The sequence below is a fragment of the Bacillus sp. PAMC26543 genome (genome assembly GCF_014250375.1).
Lineage (GTDB): Bacteria > Bacillota > Bacilli > Bacillales > Bacillaceae > Bacillus > Bacillus halotolerans.
Genome location: NZ_CP060193.1, coordinates 1,168,430 through 1,191,022, shown reverse-complemented (window position 1 = coordinate 1,191,022; position 22,593 = coordinate 1,168,430). Strand labels below are relative to the sequence as shown.

The window sequence follows — 22,593 nt, the reverse complement described above, 5'->3', positions numbered from 1 at the left end:
GATGAGTGTGAAAACATCTAACAAATATTGCTCGAAAATTGTAAAATAAATAGAAAAAGGGGTAAATTTCATGGAAATGGCATTCGCATTCCTCGGTTTTTTTGCATTTCTCTTTTCGCTTGGCTATGGAGTGTACCATCTCGTCAGATATGTGCTGAAAAAAGAAAAACGATTCTCTAAAAAACTCTTTTGGCCGCTTTTCATTGGAGGCCTCATTCTGCTCTTCACCGGAGCAGCTTTGACAGAACCTGACGCTGCCGCAGCAAATGCTGATAAAAAATATTCAGCACTAAACACTGAATATAAAAGTCTTAAACAAGAGCATGAAGCACTTGAGAAAGAGTATGAAGCCATCAGCTCTGAAGCAAAGAAACTGAAAGACGACACAAAAGATCAAAACAAGCTCAAGCAGCTGGAGAAAGAAAATAGTGAACTAAAAAAGACTCAGAAATCATTAAAAGCAGAAAATAAAGAACTTCAAGAAAAACAAAAACAGCTCAAAGATGATACCAAAACAGCAAAGGCTGAAAATGAAGCCCTTCAACAAGATAAAACAAAACTTGAAAAGCAATTAAAAGAGGCACAAAACCGAACAGCCAGCACAAAAGAAAACAGCGAACATTCTTCAACCAGCACAAATAAAAGCAACGAAACCAGCTCAGCTGATACAGCAGAAGGCTGTCTTATCAAAGGCAGCAAAAACGGCATTTATCATACGCCGGGCAGTACATACTATGACCGGACGACAGACCCAGCTGAAATGTTTTGTTCAGTTGAAGAGGCTGAGGCAGCCGGGTATCGGGCGCCGAAACGATAAACAAAAAAGCTCCAGTTCTCTGGAGCTTTTACTGTTTTACAATGCCGACTTAATCACCTTTTTATAATAAAGAACCGACAGAATACCGAAAATAGAATAGAGTGCAGTATATAACACCATCACCATAATCATCGGCGACCATACCTCTGATCCGAATAAGAACCAGCCGGATTGTACGGCAAAGTAACTGTGAAAGAGGCCGATCACCAATGGAATGCCGAAGTTATACATTTGTTTGATGCGTATCCCCTTCAGCAGGTCGCCCTGTGTAAAACCGAGTTTTCTTAGGATGGTATAATTCGGTTTTTCTTCTTCACTTTCACCCATTTGTTTAAAGTAAAGGATACACCCCGATGTGATGAGAAATGTTAATCCTAAGAAACCAACGATGAACATGACCATACCAAAAAGAGATTTTTGCGCAATACTTGTATCCAGCCTTGATAAATGTAGATCTTTCTTGTTGACCTTTTGAAAGAGCTCATTTGCTTTTTCAAGCTGATCTCCATGTTTCATATTGATGCCTATAAATTCAGATTGCGCCAGCTGAATGCGAGGGTCTTTATCTTTATTCAGCTGTTTAAACAGGTTGTCATCCACTATGACTGCGGGCATTCCCCCGCTTGTAAACGTGTAGGATACAAGAAACTCTTCTCTTAATCCTTTATAGTGTAATGATTTTGTCTCATTCTTGCTTTTGACTTTAATGCTGCCGGAGTCTTTTAAAACCATTATCTTTTGCAGCAAGTCAGTATATCCTGAGAAAACCGCTTCCCCAGCCGCCACATCGACTCCTTTTACATCTTTATCGCTAACAACAGCGAGCTGTGTGTTGCTGGGATCGCTCTGCATCTCTTTCGAAGTTCCATCCATGATATTTGTGAGATCAAAAGACGATTGCAGGACAGGCATTTCTTTTTTGACGTACGACATGTCATTTTCACTCAAACTGCTTTCAAATCGTTTGGCATCTTTCTCATTCATGAATGAAAAATCCGCCGCTACATTTTGTTCAGCAGTCTTTTCTGCCGAGTAATACGAAATATAAGCAAGGGATAACAGCCCGATGGCGAGCGCTGAAACGGTTGTGATAATTGTCAGAAGCAAAGCGTTCGATTTCATTCTGAACATAATCGATGACAGTGACAGAACCTCTGAGATATTCAAGTAGCCGCCCTTGCTTTTCCGAATGATGTTCGAGATAAACGTAACCGATCCTTTATAAAAGAGAAACGTCCCGATAATGACGGAACCTAAGATAAGACTCATTGCGAAAAACAGTTCGTTTATGGTCTTGAATTTTCCGCTAAATAGCTCGGAAGACACGTAGTATCCCGTTAAAATCAACACGATGCCCAGCGCCCCGATCAGCATCTGGAAAAAAGAGATTCTCTTCACTTTATCCTCAGTGGAAGACGTTACTTTAAACAAAGATAAAATGCTTTGTTTTTTGATAAACGTATAATTCATGATCATAATCAAAAGGTAAATGCCGCAGAACACAATGATTGTTTGAACCAAGGCTTGCTCAGAAAAATGCAGTTTCGCATCAGCTTTGACATCGACTATTTTGAACAAGATCATGAGCACAAGCTTTGAGATTGAAAATCCGGCAAAAACCCCGATGGCTAACGAGCCGAAATACAGCATGATATTTTCTGCACTTAAGATACGAAAGATTTTGTGCTTTGTCATTCCGATTAATTGAAACAGCCCGATCTCTTTACTCCGCCTTTTAATAAAAATGGTATTGGCGTACAAAATAAAGATTGATACAACAGCCACAAGCAAAATTGAAGCGGTTTTAATAGCCGCGGCGCCTTTTATGGAAGCTTTTACTTCATTAATGGCCGGGTCATATTGGAGTGTGACAAATGCGAAATAAAGCGCCACACTAAAGATCAAAGCAAACACATAGAGGTAATAATTTCTGATATTCTTTTTCAGATTTCGCAGTATGAGCTGATTAATGTTCATGCTGCACCCCGCCTAACACGCCTTGTGTTTTCATGATATCCTGGAAAAACGTCTGCCTGTCTTGGCCTCCTTTATTCAGCTGCGTATACATCAGGCCATCCTTAATAAAAATGACTCTGCTGCAGTAGCTCGCTGCAACGGGATCATGGGTAACCATAATAATTGTGGCGCTGCGTTTTTGATTGAGCTGGCTCAGCTTGTTTAATAGATCAGAGGCTGATTTTGAATCGAGCGCGCCGGTCGGCTCATCAGCGAAAATAATGCTCGGGTCATGAATAAACGCTCTCCCGGCGGATGTTCTCTGCTTCTGGCCGCCGGAAATTTCATTCGGGTACTTATCCCGCAATTCATAAATACCCAATTCCTTCGCCACTTCCTCAAACTTGCGGTTTGCTTCCTTTTTTGATATTTTCGTGATCGATAACGGCAGAAGGATATTTTCTTTCACTGTTAATGTGTCTAACAAATTGTAATCTTGAAAGATAAAGCCTAAGTGCTGTTTTCTAAATTCAGCCAGCTGCTTTTCCTTCAAGGACGTCATTTCGTTTCCGTTAATGTTGATCGTTCCGTGGCTTACCTTATCAATCGAGGACAGAACGTTAAGCAAAGTCGTTTTGCCCGATCCTGAAGCACCCATAATACTGACGAATTCGCCCTTTTCAATGTGAATATCGATGCCCTTCAGCACTTCCTGTTTATTTAGCTTGTTACCATAGCTTTTTCGAATTTTATTCGCTTCTAAAATCATCATTTCCGTAGTCTCCTTTATATTGGATAATGTTATTATAAAAAGGATTGACGGGCTTTTCCTTCGATTAAGCGAACAAAAAAGAAAAGCATGTGACATTTTCGTCACACGCTAATGACACGTTCGAATTGATTTCGTTTCGGAAAGGTTAAGGTAAAGGTTGTTCCATCCCCAAGCTCTGAATGCACATTGATATCGATCAGCAACGGTCCTGCGGCTCTCTTCGCCAGATACAGCCCCATGCCCGTAGAAGACTGATTATGATGATCGGTTGTGGATGTAAACCCTTTATCAAAAATCCGTGAGACATCTTTCCTGTCAATGCCCCGTCCAAAATCTTTCACCTCAAGAACCTTCCGTTCGTCTTTTTCATAGCTGTTGATCACAATATCAGCGGCTTCACTGTATTTTACGGCGTTGGTCAGCAGCTGCCTGATGATAAAGGCCAGCCATTTCGCATCGCTCAAGACTTCCTCTGCCTCCAGCTGAATGTCAAAACCGATTCCTTTCTGTATACACCACGATTGCAAGTCTCTGATCTCTTTGATAATCAAGGGCTTAAGCTTGATCATCTCTAAAGACAGATCATTTTCGATAAAGGACATGCGCTTTTGATGAAGCTGCTGATCAAGAAGCAGATGGATGCGCAGCCACTCATACGATAGCTGGGATTTTAATGATGGGTCTTCCATCCGATCGATGATTAAATGCAGCGCTGTTAATGGCGTTTTGACCTCATGTATCCACGCCATCAGTTCATCTTTTTCATTTTCTAATGCCAAGCGATTCTGCAATGCAGATTGCTTCAATTGTTCCGTTTGTCCGGTGATGCTTTTTTCAATCATCTCTTCAAACGGCGTCTCCGGTTCACTTATGGCTGTGACATCAAGATTATTTTCCCATTCTTCGAGGCTTTTATAGAATGCGATTTCTTTCCGAAAACGGATGATAACAAACACAACAAAGATCAAGACACACAAATAAACAATATAAAGAACATTTTTAAATGGAATAGACGGATCAACAAAGGCTATCAGCAAAATCAGAATTTGCTGCAGCAAAAATGCGGCAATCCAGCTTCGTCTTTCGATGAGGAATGCTTTAATCATAGAAATGATCCTCTTCCTTCGCCATGTAGCCTTGGCCGACCTTCGTCTCGATATATGTTCCAAGCTGCAGTTCATCCAATTTTTTCCGCAGGCGGTTGACATTGACGGTCAGTGTATTATCGCTGACAAAACGCTCATCATTCCACAAGCTTCTGATCAGCTCTTCCCGGCTGACGATCTTGTTTTTTTGTTCTATTAGCTGTTTTAGAATGAACATTTCATTTTTAGTCAGTTCAACAGAGCCTTCGTCATTGCTGACGAGGTTCTGCTCTGCGTCTATGGCAGCCCCGCACCATGTTTTGATCGTGCTCGGCTCCGTATTATAATGATGCACGCGCCGGAAAATCGCTTGGATTTTCGCAATCAGCACATCAAAATGAAACGGCTTTTGAATAAAGTCATCCGCTCCCAGCTGCATCGACATGACCATATCAGCAGGGTGGTCACGAGAGGATAAAAAGAGAATCGGAACATTTGACCGGGAACGGATCAGCCGGCACCAATGAAACCCGTCAAATTTAGGGAGCTGAACATCGATAATGACGCAATCAGGTTTGATTGACGCAAATTCCTGCATTACTTGGCTGAAATCCTGTATGCCGTATACATCATAGGACCATCCCGTTAAGCGCTCCTTGATTTCATGAAACAGCGATTTATCATCTTCTATCAGCAAAAGTTTAAACAATGGACTCACCGCACTTTTTCCTTTTTTATGTCAAGTGTATAGCAAATCTTGTTGATGCGCTATACAGAAAAGCCGGCTGGTTCAGCCGGCTTTTTCTGATTACAATTCTCTTCTTAATGCTGTCAGCACGTTGGTTTTTGTTGCTTTTCGGGCCGGGTTCATACCCGAGATCACAGCGACACCGCCGCAAATCACAACCGCAATAATGACAAGGCTGAGCGGAATATAAGAAAACGTATAATTCAGATCGCCCGCTTCGCCTCCGCCTATCGCCGCGAGAATCATCGGAACGGCAAGGTTGACAAGGTAGCTCACGCCGTAAGAAATGATAATCCCAATCACACAGCCTAAAATTCCGATATACGCGCTTTCCATCAAGAACATTCGGCGAATGATTGACGGACTCGCCCCAATCGCTTTCATAATGCCGATCTCCTGCGTTCTTTCTGTAACCGCCATCGTCATCGTGTTAAATATCCCAATGGCTGAAATGATAACCGCGATACATCCGACAAAGATCAGGCCGATTTTGAAGACCATGAAGAAGGTGTTGGCTCCTTCAAGCTCGGTAGTAACTGATGTGACATAGTATCCGTCATCTGTCAGATCATTTGTCAGCTGTTCCACATTCTCAAATTTATCAGCAAAAACGCCAATATTTTTTTCAACATTCCCGCCCTTGAAGTCCAAAAATTCCGAAAAGTCCTTCTTGAATTGATCACTAATAAAGATGTTTGAATCCTCCATCCAATCTTGAGATGGTTTTTTTGTAATACCGACAATTTTAAAGTCATATGTTTTTGTTTTCGTAACATCCCCTGTTTTAGGATCTGTTTTTGATACACTTAATTCAATCGTTTTGTTCAGGATGTCTTTCGTATAACCCTTTGGTTCTTCTATATCTTCGGGGTTTCCTTTTGCTTCTTCGATTTTTTTGTTATATGCTTCAGATTCTTTTTTCGTCAATAATCTCTTTGCAAAGTCGTATCCTACTACGATTTCATTTTCCGACTTTGCGACTCTTCCTTTTTCTAATTCCATATTGGCCTTTAATTCATCATTCATATTGGTAAAGATAAGATTAGAGCTTTCATTTGTGCGATTGCCTAAAGTTGCTTTGTTTGGCTCATACACTTGCGTTCTTTCTACAACTGACCTTACATGATCATACTTCTCTAAATCAGCTTTTTTAATAGGCTTATCCCCTTCCTTGCCCATTACACTGACTTTAGTCACAATTTGCTGGCTCATCGTCATATCTGTGATTGTCTTTTGAATCCCGAATCCAACTGACGACAGCACAACCAAAAACGCACACGCCATTGTTGTCGCAAGAATTGTCATAAAGACGCGGAGCCTGTTTTTCTTCATATTTCTTCTGATAAAATGAACCTGATCCTTAAATCTCAACGGTAATACCTCCTTTTAACACACCGTCATGCAGCTGGAATTTTGAGTGTCCGATTGAAGCAACTTCATCGTCATGGGTAATAATCACAAATGTAATGCCCCGCTCACGGTTCAGCTGCTGAATCAATTCAAGCACTTCCTGCTCCGTTTCTGAATCTAGACTTCCCGTCGGCTCATCCGCTAAAATAATTGATGGATTTAAAATCAGCGCTCTCGCAATGCTGACACGCTGCTGCTGTCCGCCTGACAGTTCATTTGGATAGTGAGCAGCATGGTTTTCAAGACCGACGCGTTTCAGCATATCCTGTACCTTTTTCTTGCGCTCAGACGGTTTGATCCCTTTTAGCGCCAGCGGCATTTCGACATTTTCATACGTCGTTAAGCCCGGGATGAGCTGAAAGCTTTGAAAAATAAACCCAAAGTGTTCAAGGCGGAACTGCGCCCATTCCTTTTCATTAAAGCCCGTGACATCAGTTCCGTTAATTACAATACGCCCTTTTGTCGGTGAGATGTAGCCTGAAATCAAATTCAGAAGCGTTGACTTCCCCGACCCGCTTCGTCCGACGATACAGGCGATTTCTCCTTTCGCAACAGTCAACGAGACATCTTTTAAGACAGGCACTTCATTCTCACGGCCCTTTTTTCCGATCGTGAAAGAATGGTTAATATGCTGAACATCAATCATCTTTTCTCTCTCCCTTATAAATGTTTTGTTTTTTTATAAATCGCAAAATAGCTGATGAAGAAACCAATCACGGCGCCTGCAGCCATGCCAAATATGTAGCCGGCGAAGCTTTCCGTTGCGGCAAATCCAAAATACCCGAAGCCCATGATTCCAATGATAATGACAATGACCTGTACCGGGCGGTCAAGCTTTTTCCACAAAAAGAAATATCCGTTCCGTTCATTAGACAGTTTGACAAAACTGATGTGGCCGATGATGTAAAAGATGATCGTCATGATGGCCGGAATCACTAAATAATACGGAGAATCCTCAACCCAGTTCGGCACAACGTAAGTAACCGGGAATAGATACTTCACCCATTCGGGCACAGGACCATGTATAAATTCTACTGTTCCGCCAAGAAGGATTTCCAGGTTGATAGCAGGAAGAGTCATGAGCAAAAAAGGCAAAATCGTAACAGTAGCTGAAACCAAAAGCTGTGCAAAAATATGGCCCGTCAAAGCTCCCCCCGCCATGACCAGAGAATAAGCCAGCAAACTGACGATGATCATTCCCAGGCTGTAGTGATGAAAATAAACGGCTTGTTCGGGTTTCAAAAGCACTAGAAGCAAAACGGATAATATATATCCAAAAATTTGCGGTGCCACAATCACCAGCCCGCCGGTAAGGAACTTCATATTAAATATCTGGCCTCTCGTATAAGGAAGGCTTAATGTAAAATCAAAAAGGCCCTTGCTTCGTTCTATTCCAAGCTGGCTGACAGCCAAAACGACACCCCAAATCCAAAACAGCGAGATAAATGTGCCATTTAAATAGTTAATCGTAAATACGCAGGTTCCGACCCACTCGTTCTGATTAGCCACGCAGCCTTGGTATGAGATGTACGTATTTAATACAGTAAAAGGATTGCTAAGCATAAATACCAAAAAAATCATGGTTAACAGAGCTTTATTTTGCTTCCACTCTTTATAAAACAGCCCGGAATCCGGCACATCACTTCCCTCCCAACTGAAAGCACTTCTTTAATGTTTTGTTTTCTTATAAATTGCAAAGTAGCTTACAAAAAAGCCGACAACCGCACCAATGATCATTCCAAAAATATAACCAATCATGGAATGTCCGGCAGAATATCCAAACAAGCCAAACCCAAGAATGCCAAAAGCAATAACCAAAATTTGTACCGGACGATCTAAGCTGTTCCAAAGGAAAAAGTATCCGTTTCGTTCACTTGGATGCTTTTTAAAGCTTATATAGCCAATCAAGTAAAACAGAATGCTCATGACAGCCGGAATGAGTAGAATATATTTACTGTCGGTTAGCCAGTCATTTGCAACATATCCCATAGGCACAAGATAGTATAACTTACGAACCAATGCAAAATAATCCTCAACAGAAGGAAAATAATCCCATATATTTACATCAAAAATATATTCTATGTTTAGAATCGGCAAAACAACAATTAAATACGGCAGTACCGTAGCAGCAAATGCCGTTAATAGCTGGGCAAAAGCATTTCCAGTTAACGCTCCGGCGGCCATCACAAGTGAGTAAGCCATAAAGCTAATCACGATTACTCCAACACTGCTGTGCTCAAAATAGTAGACATGCTCAGGTTGATAAACAAGAATCAGCAGCCATGCAAGTAAAAAACCAATCAGTTGTGACAGTACAATCACAAAACCGCCTAACCAAAATTTCGTCTGGAAAATTTGGCTTCTGTTATATGGGAGGCTTAATATAAAATCCATCGTGCCTTTCGAACGTTCCATTCCCAGGAAGCAGACCGCCAAAATGACACCCGGCACCCAGTTGATATCTATCAAGTTGCTCGTGTAATTCACTATAAAATCACAATATTGCGGGTCTTGTTGAGCAAGACATCCTTGATAAGACAAATACCAATTCACAATAGAGAGCGGATTTGCCAGCACCAAAAACACAATACTTAACAAAATCACCACTTGATTCTGCTTCCACTCTCGATAGAGGAGACCTCGGTCTACCATCTCCGCTTCCCTCCAAACTTCGCAATGAATACTTCTTCCAAGTTGACAGGAAGCTCATTCCACACTTTTGGCTTCAGCTCTCTCAAAAAGCTCTTGTTCTTCTCATCGCTTTTCGGGATCAGCACCGTGTAAAACACACCGGCCTGATCGAGCATCGGAATGTTTTGCTCTCTGATCGCCAGATTGACATCTTCATCAAACGCCATTTGAATTTTGATGTATTCTTCTTTTAATTCATCAAGATCCATTACATTTGTCAGTCTGTTATCTTCGAGAAAACCAATTCGGTTGCACATCCGTTCAATGTCCTCAAGGCGATGGGAGGTGATCAGGATGCTCGTATCACGCTCAGCCACTTCATCAACCATCAGCTGCAGCACATCATGTCTTGTTACCGCGTCAATACCGTCCGTCGGTTCATCAAGGAGAATCAGTGCCGGTCTCGCTGCAAACGACAGAACGAGCGACAGCTGTTTTTTCAAACCTGTCGACAGCTCGCGGTATTTTTTCGTTTCTGGAATTTCATATCTGTTCATCAGCTCATTCGCGTACGTGACATCAAATTTCGGATAAATCCTTCTCAGGATGTCAACAAGCTGCTTGTATGTATACTTATCATAAAAAGGATTTTGAACAGGCATGTAGATGATATTCTGTTTGACCTTCGGATGCTTTTTGATTTCTACGCCATCAAATAAAATCGTCCCGCTGTCGGCGAAAATGATTTGCTGGATTAAGCGAAGCATTGTCGTTTTGCCTGACCCATTGCGGCCGAGCAGCCCGAAGATTTCTCCTTTTTCAATTGTTAATGACACATCTTTTAATACTTGATTTCCGTCAATCGTTTTTGACAGCTGTCTTAATTCAATCATCGCTCTTGCCCCCTTTCACATCAGCGCTGATTTCCTTTATCCATTCTTGCAGTTTATCCAGCTCAACCCCCGCATAATGTGCATCGATGATGAGCTGTTTGAGTTGCTCTTTAATCATCGTCATCTTCCCTTCAACCAGTGTCGTTTTTGCATTTTCCGATATATAGGTCCCTCTGCCACGCAGCGTTTCAATAATACCCTCTCGCTCAAGCTCTTTGTACGCTTTGCTGACAGTATTCGGATTCGCAATAATGATCGTCGCCAATTCTCTGACAGAAGGAAGCTTATCACCAGGCTTCATGATCCCTTTCAAACAAAGCTCTTTCATTTGCTGAATAATTTGTTCGTAAATGGGCGTTGAGCTTCTTGGATCGATTTGAATCATTTACTTCCCTACTTTCTATACGATCTGAACCTTTTATAGATAAAACTGATCAATTATACTTTTTTGACATTCAAAACCGATCATTACAAGAACAAGAAAAAAAGAACAAGCGATCACAGATGCCGCGATCAGCATTGGCACGTTACGTTTGTTTTGTTTTTTGTGTTTCATAACTGCCTCCCTTAATTTCAATATATAAATGACTTTTTCATCAGTGTCTATAGTGTATTACTCCAATTAGTACACTTAATACAATAAATACTTTACTGTGCAAAGTCAATCCTTTTTTTACAAAAAAAACGGACCCTTATCAAAAGGGTCCGTTTCTTACACATCAAGAGGGTGCTGCAAGATCATATTATTTTGCAAAGCTTGAAGCTGAAGTCTCATTCTGTACAGCTGTTCTCTCTGCTGATCATTTGATGACAGCCATAATTTATTCAAGGCATTTACCGCATTTTCAATCTGCATTTGCGCATCACTGTATTCTTGGTCGTTATAATGCTCTTGTTTAGAAGCGATTTTCAGCTGTTCTTCAGCATAATCATACGCCTGCATACATTGTTGGAGATGTTCATCTACTGATTGTCTTGTTGCCACAGTAACCCCTCCTCTTGGTAATGGAAACAATCCATTCATCCATAGTGTAGCCTCATCCGACACGATTCAATAAAGAAATTTATGGTCGATATTCATTTGTTCTCATGTGAAATGCGTGCTACAATTTTAGGATGCAATTGTACGCAAGGAGGCACATTAATCGTGATTCAGAACAATCCTTTTCCTTATTCAAATACGGAAAAACGCTATCATACATTAAATTATCATCTCAGAGATCATTTCGGGCATAAGGTATTTAAAGTAGCGCTTGACGGCGGCTTCGACTGCCCGAACCGGGACGGCACTGTCGCTCACGGCGGCTGTACCTTTTGCAGCGCTGCGGGATCCGGTGATTTTGCAGGAAACCGGGCCGATGATTTAATGACGCAATTCCACGACATTAAAAACCGCATGCACGAAAAATGGAAGGACGGGAAATATATCGCTTATTTCCAGGCTTTCACCAATACGCATGCTCCGGTTGACGTGCTGCGAGAGAAATTCGAGTCTGTTCTCGCGCTCGATGATGTGGTCGGCCTTTCAATCGCCACACGTCCGGACTGCCTGCCGGACGACGTTGTTGAGTATTTGGCAGAACTGAATGAACGCACATATCTTTGGGTAGAGCTCGGGCTTCAGACAGTTCACGAACGCACAGCTCTTCTGATCAACCGGGCACATGACTTTGACTGCTACGTTGAAGGTGTGAATAAGCTAAGAAAACACGGCATACGCGTCTGCTCACATATTATCAATGGACTTCCTCTTGAAGACCGGGACATGATGATGGAGACGGCAAAAGCAGTGGCAGATTTGGACGTACAGGGTATTAAAATCCATTTGCTGCACCTGCTAAAAGGCACGCCGATGGTGAAACAATACGAAAAAGGAAAGCTGGAATTTCTCTCTCAAGACGAATATGTGCAGCTCGTCTGTGACCAGCTTGAAATCATCCCGCCAGAAATGATCGTACACCGTATCACTGGTGACGGGCCGATTGAATTGATGATTGGGCCGATGTGGAGTGTGAACAAATGGGAAGTGCTTGGCGCTATCAATAAAGAACTTGAAAACCGCGGCAGCTACCAAGGTAAGTTCTTTCAGCGTCTTCAGGAGGAATCAGCCTTATGATCCTGAAAAAAATTCTTCCCTACAGTAAAGAGCTGCTGAAAATGGCCGCAGGGGACGGAGACATCGTTGTTGACGCCACAATGGGGAACGGGCACGACACCCTGTTTTTAGCTGAGCTTGTCGGTGAAAACGGTCATGTATACGCATTTGATATACAACAATCAGCAGTGGCCAATACGAAGGAGCGGCTCGGTGACACCTATCAAAACCGGACAACTTTATTTCATAAAAGCCATGACAAAATTGCTGAATCACTTCCGCAGGAAACACACGGGAAAGTGGCGGCCGCTGTGTTTAACCTCGGCTATCTGCCAGGCGGGGACAAATCGATTACGACAAACGGCAATTCAACGATTCAAGCAATTGAACAGCTTCTCAGCATCATGAAAGATGAAGGCCTGATTGTTTTGGTCGTCTATCACGGCCATCCGGAAGGTAAAGCTGAAAAAAACGACGTGCTCGACTTTTGCCGGGACTTGGATCAGCAAACAGCCCGTGTCTTGACATACGGATTTATCAATCAGCAAAATGACCCGCCGTTTATTATTGCTATCGAAAAAAAAGCTCAAATCAGCAAATGATTTGAGCTTTTTTCTTTGAGTTTTTCATCCAGGCCATTTTTTGAAACTTTCTGTAGGCTCTGCCGTTGATATAAAAGAAAAAGGAGGTTTTTCCGCTTGCTTTGATCAGCTTTTTCGCGAGCCGGCCCATTTCCTTTTGGCCCGCCACTTTATCATCAGACAAATAGACACCCAGCAAGCCGCGGTTGATTAAGCGGTGGAAGTTTTCGTGCGGAATTCCGTGCAGATGTTCATCGGCTTTCTGAATAAAGTGCTGCAGCCGATTCATCATTTCTTCATGTGACTGATAATACGAGCAGAAATTCAAGTCCCCTTCAAGCAAGTCCTCCTCCTGGTCAATCAAATAATCAAGCAGAATATGAAGACCTTGTATGTAAGGAAAATAACTGTTGCGGATTTTTTTTGCGGTGCTTTCAGTAAAATCGGGCTGAAACGAATATGCGACAAGACAGAAAATGCCTAGCGTGGAGCCTGCACAAGCTGAGAATTCATACCATTCCATCTCGGGAAGCTCTGATTCATATTGGGTAAACCACTTTTCAAGGCGCGGGACACGCTCATGCTCAACAACGTGCTTATGCACCTGCAAATCGCAATAATAGCCGCAAAGCTCAAGCAGATAAGGTTTAATCATTTCGTAGTGTTCAATAGAACCGAGGACTCGCTGGCACGTTTTCACCAATTCCTGCAAATATCCGCTGTCATCCTGCTCGTCCCTGAATTGATAATAATGTTGCGGTTCAGCTCCCACTGTCAATGCGTCCTGCATAGAGGTATGAAGCATTCGAAAATCTTCCGGGTCAAGGGATGTGCTGCGGTCGCACAAATTGTCCAGGTAATCGCTGATCGTTTGGTATGCGATGATGAACTCAACACATTTCTGCTTATGATTTCCTGACAATAAGGCCAATATGCCGCCGCCTTCGCAGTGAAACGTTTTATCTCGAATACTTGCTGTTGCCTGTGCTTTTAATTCACTGTTTTTAATTGCTTCTGATTTTTGCTTCCATATGTTCAGCTCTTGATGAACGAGCGGAAAAATATCACGATATACTTTTGCCATCAGTCCAAAAGGATGTTCCGGTACTGTCAACACATGCACCCCCTAGTTCATATATATTGATCAGTAAATGCTCTTGCGGCTTTAAAAACGTCTTCTCTTTCCGGTTCATTAAATATTTCATGATAAAGCCCTTCCCATTCCCTGTATGACTTATTGTGGGAAGCAACCCCTGAAAACCACTTGATGACCTTCGTTTTATCGACCAGCTTGTCATCTCCGGCCTGCATGACCAAAAGCGGCACCCTCAGAAAAGCCTCTGTCGGCACCATGGCAGACTCGAGAGTTTTTAACAGCTCTCTGTACCATCTGACAGAAACCTTCGTCACAAAGAGGGGATCATTCTGGCCTGCTTCGATGACATCTTCATTGCGTGTCGCCATATCAATTGATAATCCTGAATCAACTTTAAGCGACGGGGCAATGACATTCAGCCCCTTTGATGCAAGATCAAGCACTTTATTGACTTTAATTTGCAGCCCGAGACACGGTGATGATAAAATAATTCCCGTAATGCGGGGGTTTCTCTGCTGTTTAAACCATTCAATCGCAATCAGGCCGCCCATGCTGTGGCCGAGAAGAAAAACAGGCAGCTCAAAGGTTCGCGCTTTATCTATCCAAGTATCTACTTCATCAATGTATTCTTGAAATGAGCGAATATGACCTCTGGCCCGGGTGGTTGTCCCTTGTCCCGGCAGATCACCCATTACAACGTGATAACCCGAAGATCTCCACATTTCACTCAGCCATTTATAACGTCCATGATGTTCACTTGCCCCGTGGATCATAACAATCACTGCCACAGGTCTGTCTGCTTTCCAGGTCCACATGCGGTTCACCTCATACAAAAATTAAATAGAGAAAGAAGGATGAAAGATATATGATTTACCCTTATAAGGAATACACGCCGGAAATCCACCCAACGGCTTTTGTAGCCGATAATGCAACAATTACCGGTGATGTGGTCATCGGGGAACAATCCAGCATTTGGTTCTCGGTTGTCATAAGAGGCGATGTAGCCCCGACCAGAATCGGTAACAGAGTCAATATCCAGGATTTAAGCTGCCTCCATCAAAGCCCGAATCGGACGCTTCTCATTGAAGATGACGCCACGATAGGCCACCAGGTTACACTCCATAGCGCCGTGATCCGCAAGAACGCCTTAATCGGCATGGGTTCAATCATTTTAGACGGAGCCGAAATCGGTGAAGGCGCATTTATCGGTGCCGGCAGCCTTGTTCCGCCGGGAAAAATCATTCCGCCAGGCCATCTAGCCTTCGGCCGCCCGGCAAAAGTCATCCGTCCTTTGACGGATGAAGACCGAAAAGACATGCAGAGAATACGGTCTGAATATGTAGCAAAGGGTCAATATTATAAATCACTTCAGCAAATGTAAGACCAGCTTCGTTTTACTTTACCATTTTTCAAAATATTATTTAAGCGATAACCATCGCTGACCCGAACCAAATGCAGTTCGGGTTTTTAATTTTCCATAAAACGTTCACATGTAAAAATGAACATGTGACTTTTATCTTATCATAAAAAAACAAGACGCCACTGTAAGCAGTCTCTGCAAAAAACATATTCCTATTCTCTGCTCTCTATGAGCAGCTTTACTTAAACAAAAAAGAGCCCTCCGGGAGCTCTTTTTGTCAGCTGATCTGTTGTTCAGTTGACACAGCTGCGTTTTTCTTATGAAAGCCTTTGCCATAATAGACGGCTATCAAAATCAGAAACCAAATCGGACCGACAATTACGGCGACTCTTGTTTCCGGGCTATAAGCCATCAGGATAATGACAAATGCTAAAAAGGCCAAAGATAAATATGACGTGAACGGGTAAAAAGGCATTTTGTATTTTAATTGCTTTTGATCCTTTGGCTGCATGCCTTTACGATATTTGATCTGAGAAAGCAAGATGATCGCCCACGTCCAAATCGCTCCGAACGTCGCAATGCTTGTGACCCAAGTAAATACCTTTGCAGGCACGACATAGTTTAACAGCACACCGACTAATAACGCACCCGCAGAAGCCAGTACGGCTTTACCCGGAATGCCGCCTTTGGTCAGCTTACCGTATGCTTTTGGCGCCTCGCTCTGCTCCGCTAAGTTAAAGAGCATACGTCCGGTGCTGAATATGCCGCTGTTGCAAGAAGACAGCGCTGCCGTCAGAACGACAAAGTTAATGATGCCTGCCGCATATGGAATCCCCACTTTTTCAAACGTGAGTACAAAAGGGCTTCCTTGCGATCCGATTTCCTGCCACGGATAAATGGACATGATAACAAATAAAGCACCGACGTAAAAAATCAGGATACGCCAAAATACCGTATCAATTGCTTTCGCTAATGATTTTTGCGGATTTTTGACTTCGCCGGCCGTCACCCCTATCATCTCAATGCCTAAATACGCGAACATCACCATTTGAAGTGACAATAAAACCCCTTTTATTCCATGAGGAAAAAATCCGCCGTTGCTCCACAAGTTGCTGATGCCAGTCGCAATGCCTCCATTGCCGACTCCTGCAATGATCATTAATAAACCGACAGCAATCATAGAAAGGATCGCGACAATTTTAATCAATGCGAACCAAAACTCCAGCTCTCCATACGCCTTCACGGCCAGGAAATTGACACCAGTCATAATCACCAGCGCCGACAATGCCCAAATCCAATTGGGCACATCCGGAAACCAGTATCCCATATAAATTCCGACAGCGGTGATTTCCGCCATACAGGTTACAACCCATAAGAACCAGTAATTCCACCCGGTTAAGTAGCCTGCAAGCGGACCTAAGTAGTCACGCGCATACCTGCTGAAGGAGCCCGCGACCGGCTTTTGAATCGCCATTTCCCCAAGCGCCCTCATTATAAAAAACATAACCAGGCCGCTGCAGGCATATGCCACCAAAATACCCGGCCCTGCTAACTGAATAGCTGATGCAGAGCCAAGGAAAAGTCCCACTCCTATGGCAGCCCCTAAAGACATCAAAGAAATATGCCTTTCTTCCAGACCGCGATGCAATTCTTGTTTTTGTTTTTGCATGTTCCCTTCTCCCCTAGAAAAAAATATCATTACATCATTTTTCTGAATATTTCACACGAATGTGCAGGGTAATCAATGATGATGGAGAAATACTGGTATAATAACAAGGCTTTCGACGAATCGAAAGCCTTATCTGTTAGACAAAGATGACTTCTTTAGGCTGATGGCTCAGCTCTTCAGGCATATACCGTTTTTCGATATTGATGCTGTGCCAGATCATAAAGATGAGCACTGTCCAAATTTTACGGCTGTTATCAGCCTTGTCGGCACAATGGTCTTCAAGAAGCTGAAGAACGTAATCCTTATGGATATAAGCGTCCGTTTGGCTTTCCTGAATAATGCTGCGCACCCATTCGTTCATTTCGTTTTTCAGCCAATGACGGATCGGTACAGGGAAACCGAGCTTTTTGCGGTTTAATACATGATCCGGCACAATGCCTTCAGCAGCTTTGCGAAGGAGATACTTAGTCGTACCGTTCTTTGTTTTCAATTCATCAGGAATTTTAGAAGCAACGTCAAATACAACTTTATCAAGGAACGGCACACGCAATTCCAAAGAATTCGCCATCGTCATTTTATCCGCTTTTAGCAAAATGTCGCCTCGCATCCAAGTGTGGATATCGACATACTGCATTTTGTTAATATCGCTGTATGAGCTGCTTTCTGTAAAGTAAGGCTTCGTCACATCGCGATACGAAAGGCTCGAATCATAGTGCTTCAGCAGCTGTTTCTTCACGGATTCTTCAAAGATCTTCGCGTTGCCGATATAACGCTCCGGAAGCGGAGTGCAGCCGCGCTCAAGCAAGCTCTTTCCTCTCATTCCCTCAGGCATAACGGCCGCTACGTGCAGAAGCATCTTTTTCAAGCCGGACGGAATGCGTTCAAACGGTTTAAGAGAAAGCGGTTCACGGTAGATGTTGTATCCGCCGAACAGTTCGTCCGCACCTTCGCCAGATAACGCAACCGTTACGTGTTTTTTCGCTTCTTTCGCCACGAAATACAATGGAATCGCAGCCGGATCTGCAAGCGGATCATCAAAGTGCCATACGATTTTAGGAAGCTCGTTCATGTATTCTTCAGGTGAAATGACTTTGCTGATATTTTCAATGCCCAGTGCAGCGGCAGTTTCTTTCGCTACATCAACTTCACTGAAGCCCTGCTGTTCAAATCCGACAGAAAATGTTTTCAGGTTTGGATGAAATTCTTTCGCAACGGATACAATAAACGAAGAATCGATTCCGCCTGATAGGAATGAACCGACAGGCACATCACTTCTCATATGAACGTTTACAGAGTCATAGATAGCGTCTCTGACTTCTTTGACAAGTTTATCTTCTTCCGTCTGAACAGGCTGGAAGCGCGCCTTGAAATACGTTTTGAATGTGATATCACCATCAGGGCGGATTGTAAACTGAGAACCCGGCTCTACTTTTTTCACATCAATATCAAGCGTACTTGGCTCAGGAACGAATTGGAAAGACATATACTGCTGTAATGCTTCTTTATCTATTTCAATATCATTTTGGGCTGCCATTAAACTTTTTCTCTCTGAGGCAAAATAAACCTGATCATTGATCGTTGTGTAATACAACGGCTTAATGCCGAATGGATCTCTTGCTCCATAAAGAACATGATCGTTTTTATTCCAAATCAGAAAGGCAAACATGCCGCGCAGCTTGGAAGCCGCTTCTTCTTTATAGTGACGGTAAGTCGCAAGAAGAACCTCTGTGTCAGAATCTGTGTTGAAAGTATATCCCTTTGCTTCAAGCTCTTCTCTCAGTTCGATATAGTTATAGATTTCCCCGTTAAAAATAATCCAATACTTTTCATCTTCATATGATAAAGGCTGTCCGCCATTTTCCACATCAATAATGCTGAGCCGTCTGAATCCGAATCCAACGTGCTCATCATGGTAATATCCATCACTGTCAGGACCGCGGTGAACGATCATTTGGTTCATTTGTTTGATTAGTTCTTCTTGATCAGCGGTTTGAGTTAACGGATGCTTGTTAAAAACCCCGACAAATCCACACATAGTATTGCCTCCATATTTAAAATTGTCATCATTGAACCCCTATTTATAGACGCTGTGAACAGTGTTTGGTTTCACAGTTATGTAAAAAAATAAACATGGATACATCGATAAAAAAGGGAAAGCCGCTTAACCAGTAAGCGGCTATAAAATTATTCTCCTAACGCTTCTTTACGCAGCTGTTCCGCTTTGTCTGTACGCTCCCACGGAAGGTCAACATCGTGGCGTCCAAAGTGGCCGTACGCAGCAGTCTGTTTGTAGATCGGACGGCGTAAATCAAGCATTTTGATAATGCCGGCAGGTCGTAAATCAAAGTTATTGCGCACAACTTCAATCAGTTTTTCCTCCGAAGCTTTTCCGGAACCGAATGTGTTGATTGAGATAGACACAGGCTGTGCAACACCGATCGCGTAAGCAAGCTGCACTTCGCAAGAATCTGCAAGCTCAGCCGCAACGATGTTTTTCGCAACGTATCTTGCAGCATAAGCAGCTGAACGGTCTACTTTCGTCGCATCTTTACCAGAGAACGCGCCGCCGCCGTGACGTGCGTAGCCGCCGTACGTATCAACGATGATTTTACGTCCTGTGAGCCCCGCATCCCCTTGAGGTCCTCCGATGACGAAACGGCCTGTAGGGTTAATGAAGTATTTTGTTTCTTCATCAATTAATTCTTCAGGAACAACCGGATTGATGACATGTTCTTTAATGTTGCGCTGAATTTGCTCAAGCGTAATTTCAGGGTGGTGCTGAGTTGAAATAACAATCGCGTCAATGCGGACAGGTTTGTTATTTTCATCATACTCAACCGTTACCTGTGTTTTGCCGTCAGGGCGAAGGTAAGGAAGAACATCTTCTTTACGCACTTCACTCAAGCGGCGGGCTAATTTATGAGCAAGTGAAATCGGAAGAGGCATGAGCTCTTTCGTTTCGTTGCACGCATAACCGAACATTAAACCTTGGTCACCCGCTCCGATTGCTTCAATTTCTTCGTCGCTCATTGTGCCTTCACGGGCTTCAAGCGCTTGGTCTACACCCATCGCAATATCAGCAGACTGCTCGTCAATTGATGTTAAAACCGCACAAGTTTCCGCATCAAATCCGTATTTTGCACGTGTGTATCCGATTTCTTTAATCGTTTCACGAACCGTTTTTGGAATGTCAACATACGTAGAAGTTGTGATTTCTCCGCTGACAAGAACCAAACCAGTTGTCACAGACGTTTCACAAGCAACACGCGCGTTAGGGTCTTTCTTTAAAATTTCATCTAAAATGCTGTCAGAAATCTGGTCACAGATTTTATCCGGATGCCCCTCCGTAACAGATTCTGATGTAAATAAACGACGATTTTTACTCATGATTTGCTTCCTCCTGCACAAGGCCTCCCGAAAGACCTTATATATATGATACGGAACTCGCTCCCTCTTATACAATGTTACGTTTATATTAGAGATGTTAATTGGCATATTTATGAAATAAAAAAACCTTTTCCGTTCGAGGAAAGGGTTTGGTCTTTGTGCCTTTCACTCTTATCGCTCAAGGAATCATTCAACCTTGCATCAGGTTAGCACCTTGGTTGTCTCACACAATTTGAACATAATGAATAATAGAGAAACCGGTTGCTGGGCTTCATAGGGCCTGTCCCTCCGCCAGCTCGGGATAAGAGTATCCGCTCAATGAAATATCTTATCGTAAAAGGGTTTGCAATGTCAATATGAATCAGGAGAAATAGACGCCTTTATTGCGGAAAACAATGGAAATGCACACACAAAAAACGATAAATAGTATAGACTATTTGAAAATATATGTTATACTAATTCACAATTAGCAAAACACAAATAAAATGATAAAGGAAGGTTTCTTATGAACTCAGTTGATTTAACCGCTGATTTGCAAGCCTTATTAACAAGTCCTAATGTGCAGCATAATTTATCTGCAGCTCAGCTTACAGAAAAAGTACTTTCCCGCAACGAAGGCATTTTGACATCCACGGGTGCCGTCCGGGCGACCACAGGCGCTTACACGGGACGTTCGCCGAAGGATAAATTTATTGTAGAAGAAGCAAGCACAAAGAGTAAGATTGATTGGGGTCCGGTGAATCAGCCTATTTCCGAGGAAGCATTTGACCGGCTGTACACGAAAGTTGTCAGCTATCTGAAACAGCGAGATGAGCTGTTTGTTTTCGAAGGATTTGCCGGTGCTGATGAAAAATACAGACTGCCGATCACGGTCGTTAATGAATTTGCATGGCACAATTTATTTGCCAGACAGCTGTTTATCCGTCCTGAAGACAATGATAAAAAAACAGTCGAACAGCCGTTTACCATTCTTTCCGCTCCGCATTTCAAAGCGGACCCAAAAACAGACGGCACACATTCAGAAACCTTTATTATTGTTTCTTTCGAAAAGCGCACGATTTTAATCGGCGGAACGGAGTATGCCGGAGAAATGAAAAAATCGATTTTCTCCATCATGAATTTCCTGCTGCCTGAGCGAGATATTTTATCCATGCATTGCTCCGCCAATGTCGGTGAAAAAGGCGATGTCGCGCTTTTCTTCGGCCTGTCGGGAACAGGAAAGACCACCCTTTCGGCGGATGCTGACCGGAAACTGATCGGTGATGATGAACACGGCTGGTCGGATACTGGTGTCTTCAATATCGAAGGCGGATGCTATGCCAAGTGCATTCATTTAAGCGAAGAAAAGGAACCGCAGATTTTTAAAGCGATTCGGTTTGGATCCGTTCTCGAAAATGTTGTTGTAGATGAAGATACGCGTGAAGCCAATTACGATGATTCCTTCTATACAGAAAACACACGTGCCGCTTACCCGATTCATATGATCGACAACATTGTCTCTCCGAGCATTGCGGGCCACCCGTCAGCGATTGTATTTCTGACGGCTGATGCATTCGGTGTTCTGCCGCCAATCAGCAAGCTGACGAAGGAGCAGGCTATGTACCACTTCTTAAGCGGTTATACGAGTAAACTAGCCGGCACCGAACGCGGTGTCACGTCTCCTGAGACGACATTCTCCACATGCTTCGGTTCACCGTTCCTTCCGCTCCCGGCCCATGTATATGCGGAAATGCTCGGCAAAAAGATCGACGAACACGGTGCAGACGTTTACTTGGTCAACACCGGCTGGACCGGCGGCGGCTACGGCACAGGCGAACGCATGAAGCTTTCATACACACGGGCGATGGTAAAAGCAGCGATTGAAGGCAAATTAGAAAATGTGCAAATGACCACTGACGATATTTTCGGCCTGCACATCCCGGTTCATGTTCCGGGTGTTCCCGATCATATCCTTCAGCCGGAAAACACGTGGAATAACAAAGAGGAATACAGAGAAAAGGCTGTGTATCTGGCAAACGAATTCAAAGAAAACTTCAAAAAGTTCACAAATACAGATGCCATCGCACAAGCTGGCGGGCCTCTCGTTTAAAAAA

At 43.1% G+C, this 22,593-nt stretch carries 22 protein-coding genes and 1 riboswitch; of the genes, 5 read left to right on the top strand and 17 right to left on the bottom strand.

Annotated features, from left to right (window positions below; all coding sequences use genetic code 11):
- Positions 1-70: 70 nt before the first annotated feature.
- Positions 71-817, top strand: a complete 747-nt coding sequence (locus tag H7F27_RS05965) for an LMBR1 domain-containing protein (protein ID WP_185848700.1) — start codon at positions 71-73, stop codon at positions 815-817.
- A 36-nt stretch (positions 818-853) separates the two neighbouring features.
- Here H7F27_RS05965 and H7F27_RS05960 read toward each other — a convergent pair whose 3' ends face one another.
- From H7F27_RS05960 to H7F27_RS05905, 12 genes are all read right to left on the bottom strand, one after another.
- Positions 854-2,794 carry a bacitracin ABC transporter permease BceB gene (locus tag H7F27_RS05960; RefSeq protein ID WP_095714562.1) on the bottom strand — a complete coding sequence of 647 codons (1,941 nt, stop codon included), beginning with the start codon at positions 2,792-2,794 and terminating at the stop codon, positions 854-856.
- Complete coding sequence (gene bceA, locus H7F27_RS05955) at positions 2,784-3,545, bottom strand: bacitracin ABC transporter ATP-binding protein BceA (protein WP_185848699.1); 762 nt, start codon at positions 3,543-3,545, stop codon at positions 2,784-2,786. Before bceA ends, H7F27_RS05960 begins: the two co-directional genes overlap by 11 nt.
- Before the next feature lie 101 nt (positions 3,546-3,646).
- A complete protein-coding gene (locus H7F27_RS05950) occupies positions 3,647-4,651 on the bottom strand; it encodes a sensor histidine kinase (protein ID WP_185848698.1) in 1,005 nt (334 codons plus the stop codon).
- Positions 4,644-5,339: a two-component response regulator BceR gene (gene bceR / locus H7F27_RS05945; protein ID WP_095714597.1), complete on the bottom strand. Its 696-nt coding sequence runs from the start codon at positions 5,337-5,339 to the stop codon at positions 4,644-4,646. Before bceR ends, H7F27_RS05950 begins: the two co-directional genes overlap by 8 nt.
- 99 nt (positions 5,340-5,438) lie before the next feature.
- Positions 5,439-6,749 carry an ABC transporter permease YtrF gene (gene ytrF, locus H7F27_RS05940; protein ID WP_185848697.1) on the bottom strand — a complete coding sequence of 437 codons (1,311 nt, stop codon included), beginning with the start codon at positions 6,747-6,749 and terminating at the stop codon, positions 5,439-5,441.
- Positions 6,739-7,434: an ABC transporter ATP-binding protein YtrE gene (gene ytrE, locus H7F27_RS05935; protein ID WP_095714566.1), complete on the bottom strand. Its 696-nt coding sequence runs from the start codon at positions 7,432-7,434 to the stop codon at positions 6,739-6,741. The genes ytrF and ytrE overlap by 11 nt, the downstream gene beginning before the upstream one ends.
- 14 nt (positions 7,435-7,448) lie before the next feature.
- Positions 7,449-8,426 (bottom strand): ABC transporter permease, encoded by a 978-nt coding sequence (locus H7F27_RS05930; protein WP_101860084.1) that lies wholly within the window; start codon positions 8,424-8,426, stop codon positions 7,449-7,451.
- Between the two features lie 30 nt (positions 8,427-8,456).
- On the bottom strand, positions 8,457-9,440 hold the full coding sequence (gene ytrC, locus H7F27_RS05925) for an ABC transporter permease YtrC (protein WP_101860083.1): 984 nt from the start codon (positions 9,438-9,440) through the stop codon (positions 8,457-8,459).
- Positions 9,434-10,312 (bottom strand): ABC transporter ATP-binding protein YtrB, encoded by an 879-nt coding sequence (ytrB, locus tag H7F27_RS05920; RefSeq protein WP_095714569.1) that lies wholly within the window; start codon positions 10,310-10,312, stop codon positions 9,434-9,436. The genes ytrC and ytrB overlap by 7 nt, the downstream gene beginning before the upstream one ends.
- The gene (gene ytrA / locus H7F27_RS05915; RefSeq protein WP_024122575.1) at positions 10,305-10,697 is read right to left on the bottom strand and encodes a GntR family transcriptional regulator YtrA; all 393 of its coding nucleotides are present in this window, start codon (positions 10,695-10,697) and stop codon (positions 10,305-10,307) included. The genes ytrB and ytrA overlap by 8 nt, the downstream gene beginning before the upstream one ends.
- Positions 10,698-10,730: 33 nt before the next feature.
- Positions 10,731-10,868 carry a hypothetical protein gene (locus H7F27_RS05910; protein WP_063623039.1) on the bottom strand — a complete coding sequence of 46 codons (138 nt, stop codon included), beginning with the start codon at positions 10,866-10,868 and terminating at the stop codon, positions 10,731-10,733.
- 156 nt (positions 10,869-11,024) lie between these two features.
- Positions 11,025-11,297, bottom strand: coding sequence for a YtzC family protein (locus H7F27_RS05905; protein ID WP_010331570.1), 273 nt, complete (start codon positions 11,295-11,297; stop codon positions 11,025-11,027).
- A 162-nt stretch (positions 11,298-11,459) separates the two neighbouring features.
- Here H7F27_RS05905 and H7F27_RS05900 point away from each other — a divergent pair, with 162 nt between their 5' ends.
- Both H7F27_RS05900 and H7F27_RS05895 read left to right on the top strand, forming a co-directional pair.
- Positions 11,460-12,428 (top strand): tRNA modification radical SAM protein MnmL/YtqA, encoded by a 969-nt coding sequence (locus tag H7F27_RS05900; protein WP_044153711.1) that lies wholly within the window; start codon positions 11,460-11,462, stop codon positions 12,426-12,428.
- A complete protein-coding gene (locus H7F27_RS05895; protein WP_101860082.1) occupies positions 12,425-13,009 on the top strand; it encodes a tRNA 5-(aminomethyl)-2-thiouridylate-methyltransferase MnmM in 585 nt (194 codons plus the stop codon). Before H7F27_RS05900 ends, H7F27_RS05895 begins: the two co-directional genes overlap by 4 nt.
- Here the strand turns inward: H7F27_RS05895 and tbcS are convergent.
- Positions 12,999-14,102 carry a tetraprenyl-beta-curcumene synthase gene (gene tbcS / locus H7F27_RS05890; RefSeq protein WP_044153705.1) on the bottom strand — a complete coding sequence of 368 codons (1,104 nt, stop codon included), beginning with the start codon at positions 14,100-14,102 and terminating at the stop codon, positions 12,999-13,001. The two genes, H7F27_RS05895 and tbcS, sit on opposite strands and share 11 nt — an antisense overlap.
- A gap of 17 nt (positions 14,103-14,119) precedes the next feature.
- Positions 14,120-14,899, bottom strand: coding sequence for an alpha/beta hydrolase (locus tag H7F27_RS05885; protein ID WP_101860081.1), 780 nt, complete (start codon positions 14,897-14,899; stop codon positions 14,120-14,122).
- Positions 14,900-14,949: 50 nt separating this feature from the next.
- Between H7F27_RS05885 and H7F27_RS05880 the strand changes: the two genes are divergently transcribed.
- Complete coding sequence (locus H7F27_RS05880) at positions 14,950-15,465, top strand: gamma carbonic anhydrase (protein ID WP_095714573.1); 516 nt, start codon at positions 14,950-14,952, stop codon at positions 15,463-15,465.
- Between the two features lie 256 nt (positions 15,466-15,721).
- On the opposite strand, the gene alaP is transcribed toward H7F27_RS05880, so the two are convergent.
- The 3 genes from alaP to metK all read right to left on the bottom strand — a co-directional run bounded on the left by alaP (position 15,722) and on the right by metK (position 20,500).
- Positions 15,722-17,113, bottom strand: a complete 1,392-nt coding sequence (gene alaP, locus H7F27_RS05875) for an alanine permease AlaP (RefSeq protein WP_024122582.1) — start codon at positions 17,111-17,113, stop codon at positions 15,722-15,724.
- A 136-nt stretch (positions 17,114-17,249) separates the two neighbouring features.
- Positions 17,250-19,148, bottom strand: coding sequence for an asparagine synthase (glutamine-hydrolyzing) (gene asnB / locus H7F27_RS05870; RefSeq protein WP_101860080.1), 1,899 nt, complete (start codon positions 19,146-19,148; stop codon positions 17,250-17,252).
- A gap of 149 nt (positions 19,149-19,297) precedes the next feature.
- On the bottom strand, positions 19,298-20,500 hold the full coding sequence (gene metK, locus H7F27_RS05865; protein WP_010331578.1) for a methionine adenosyltransferase: 1,203 nt from the start codon (positions 20,498-20,500) through the stop codon (positions 19,298-19,300).
- 168 nt (positions 20,501-20,668) lie between these two features.
- A riboswitch (SAM riboswitch) is annotated at positions 20,669-20,808 on the bottom strand.
- 197 nt (positions 20,809-21,005) lie between these two features.
- On the opposite strand from metK, the gene pckA reads away from it, so the two are divergent.
- Positions 21,006-22,589, top strand: coding sequence for a phosphoenolpyruvate carboxykinase (ATP) (gene pckA / locus H7F27_RS05860; RefSeq protein ID WP_095714576.1), 1,584 nt, complete (start codon positions 21,006-21,008; stop codon positions 22,587-22,589).
- Positions 22,590-22,593: the final 4 nt, after the last annotated feature.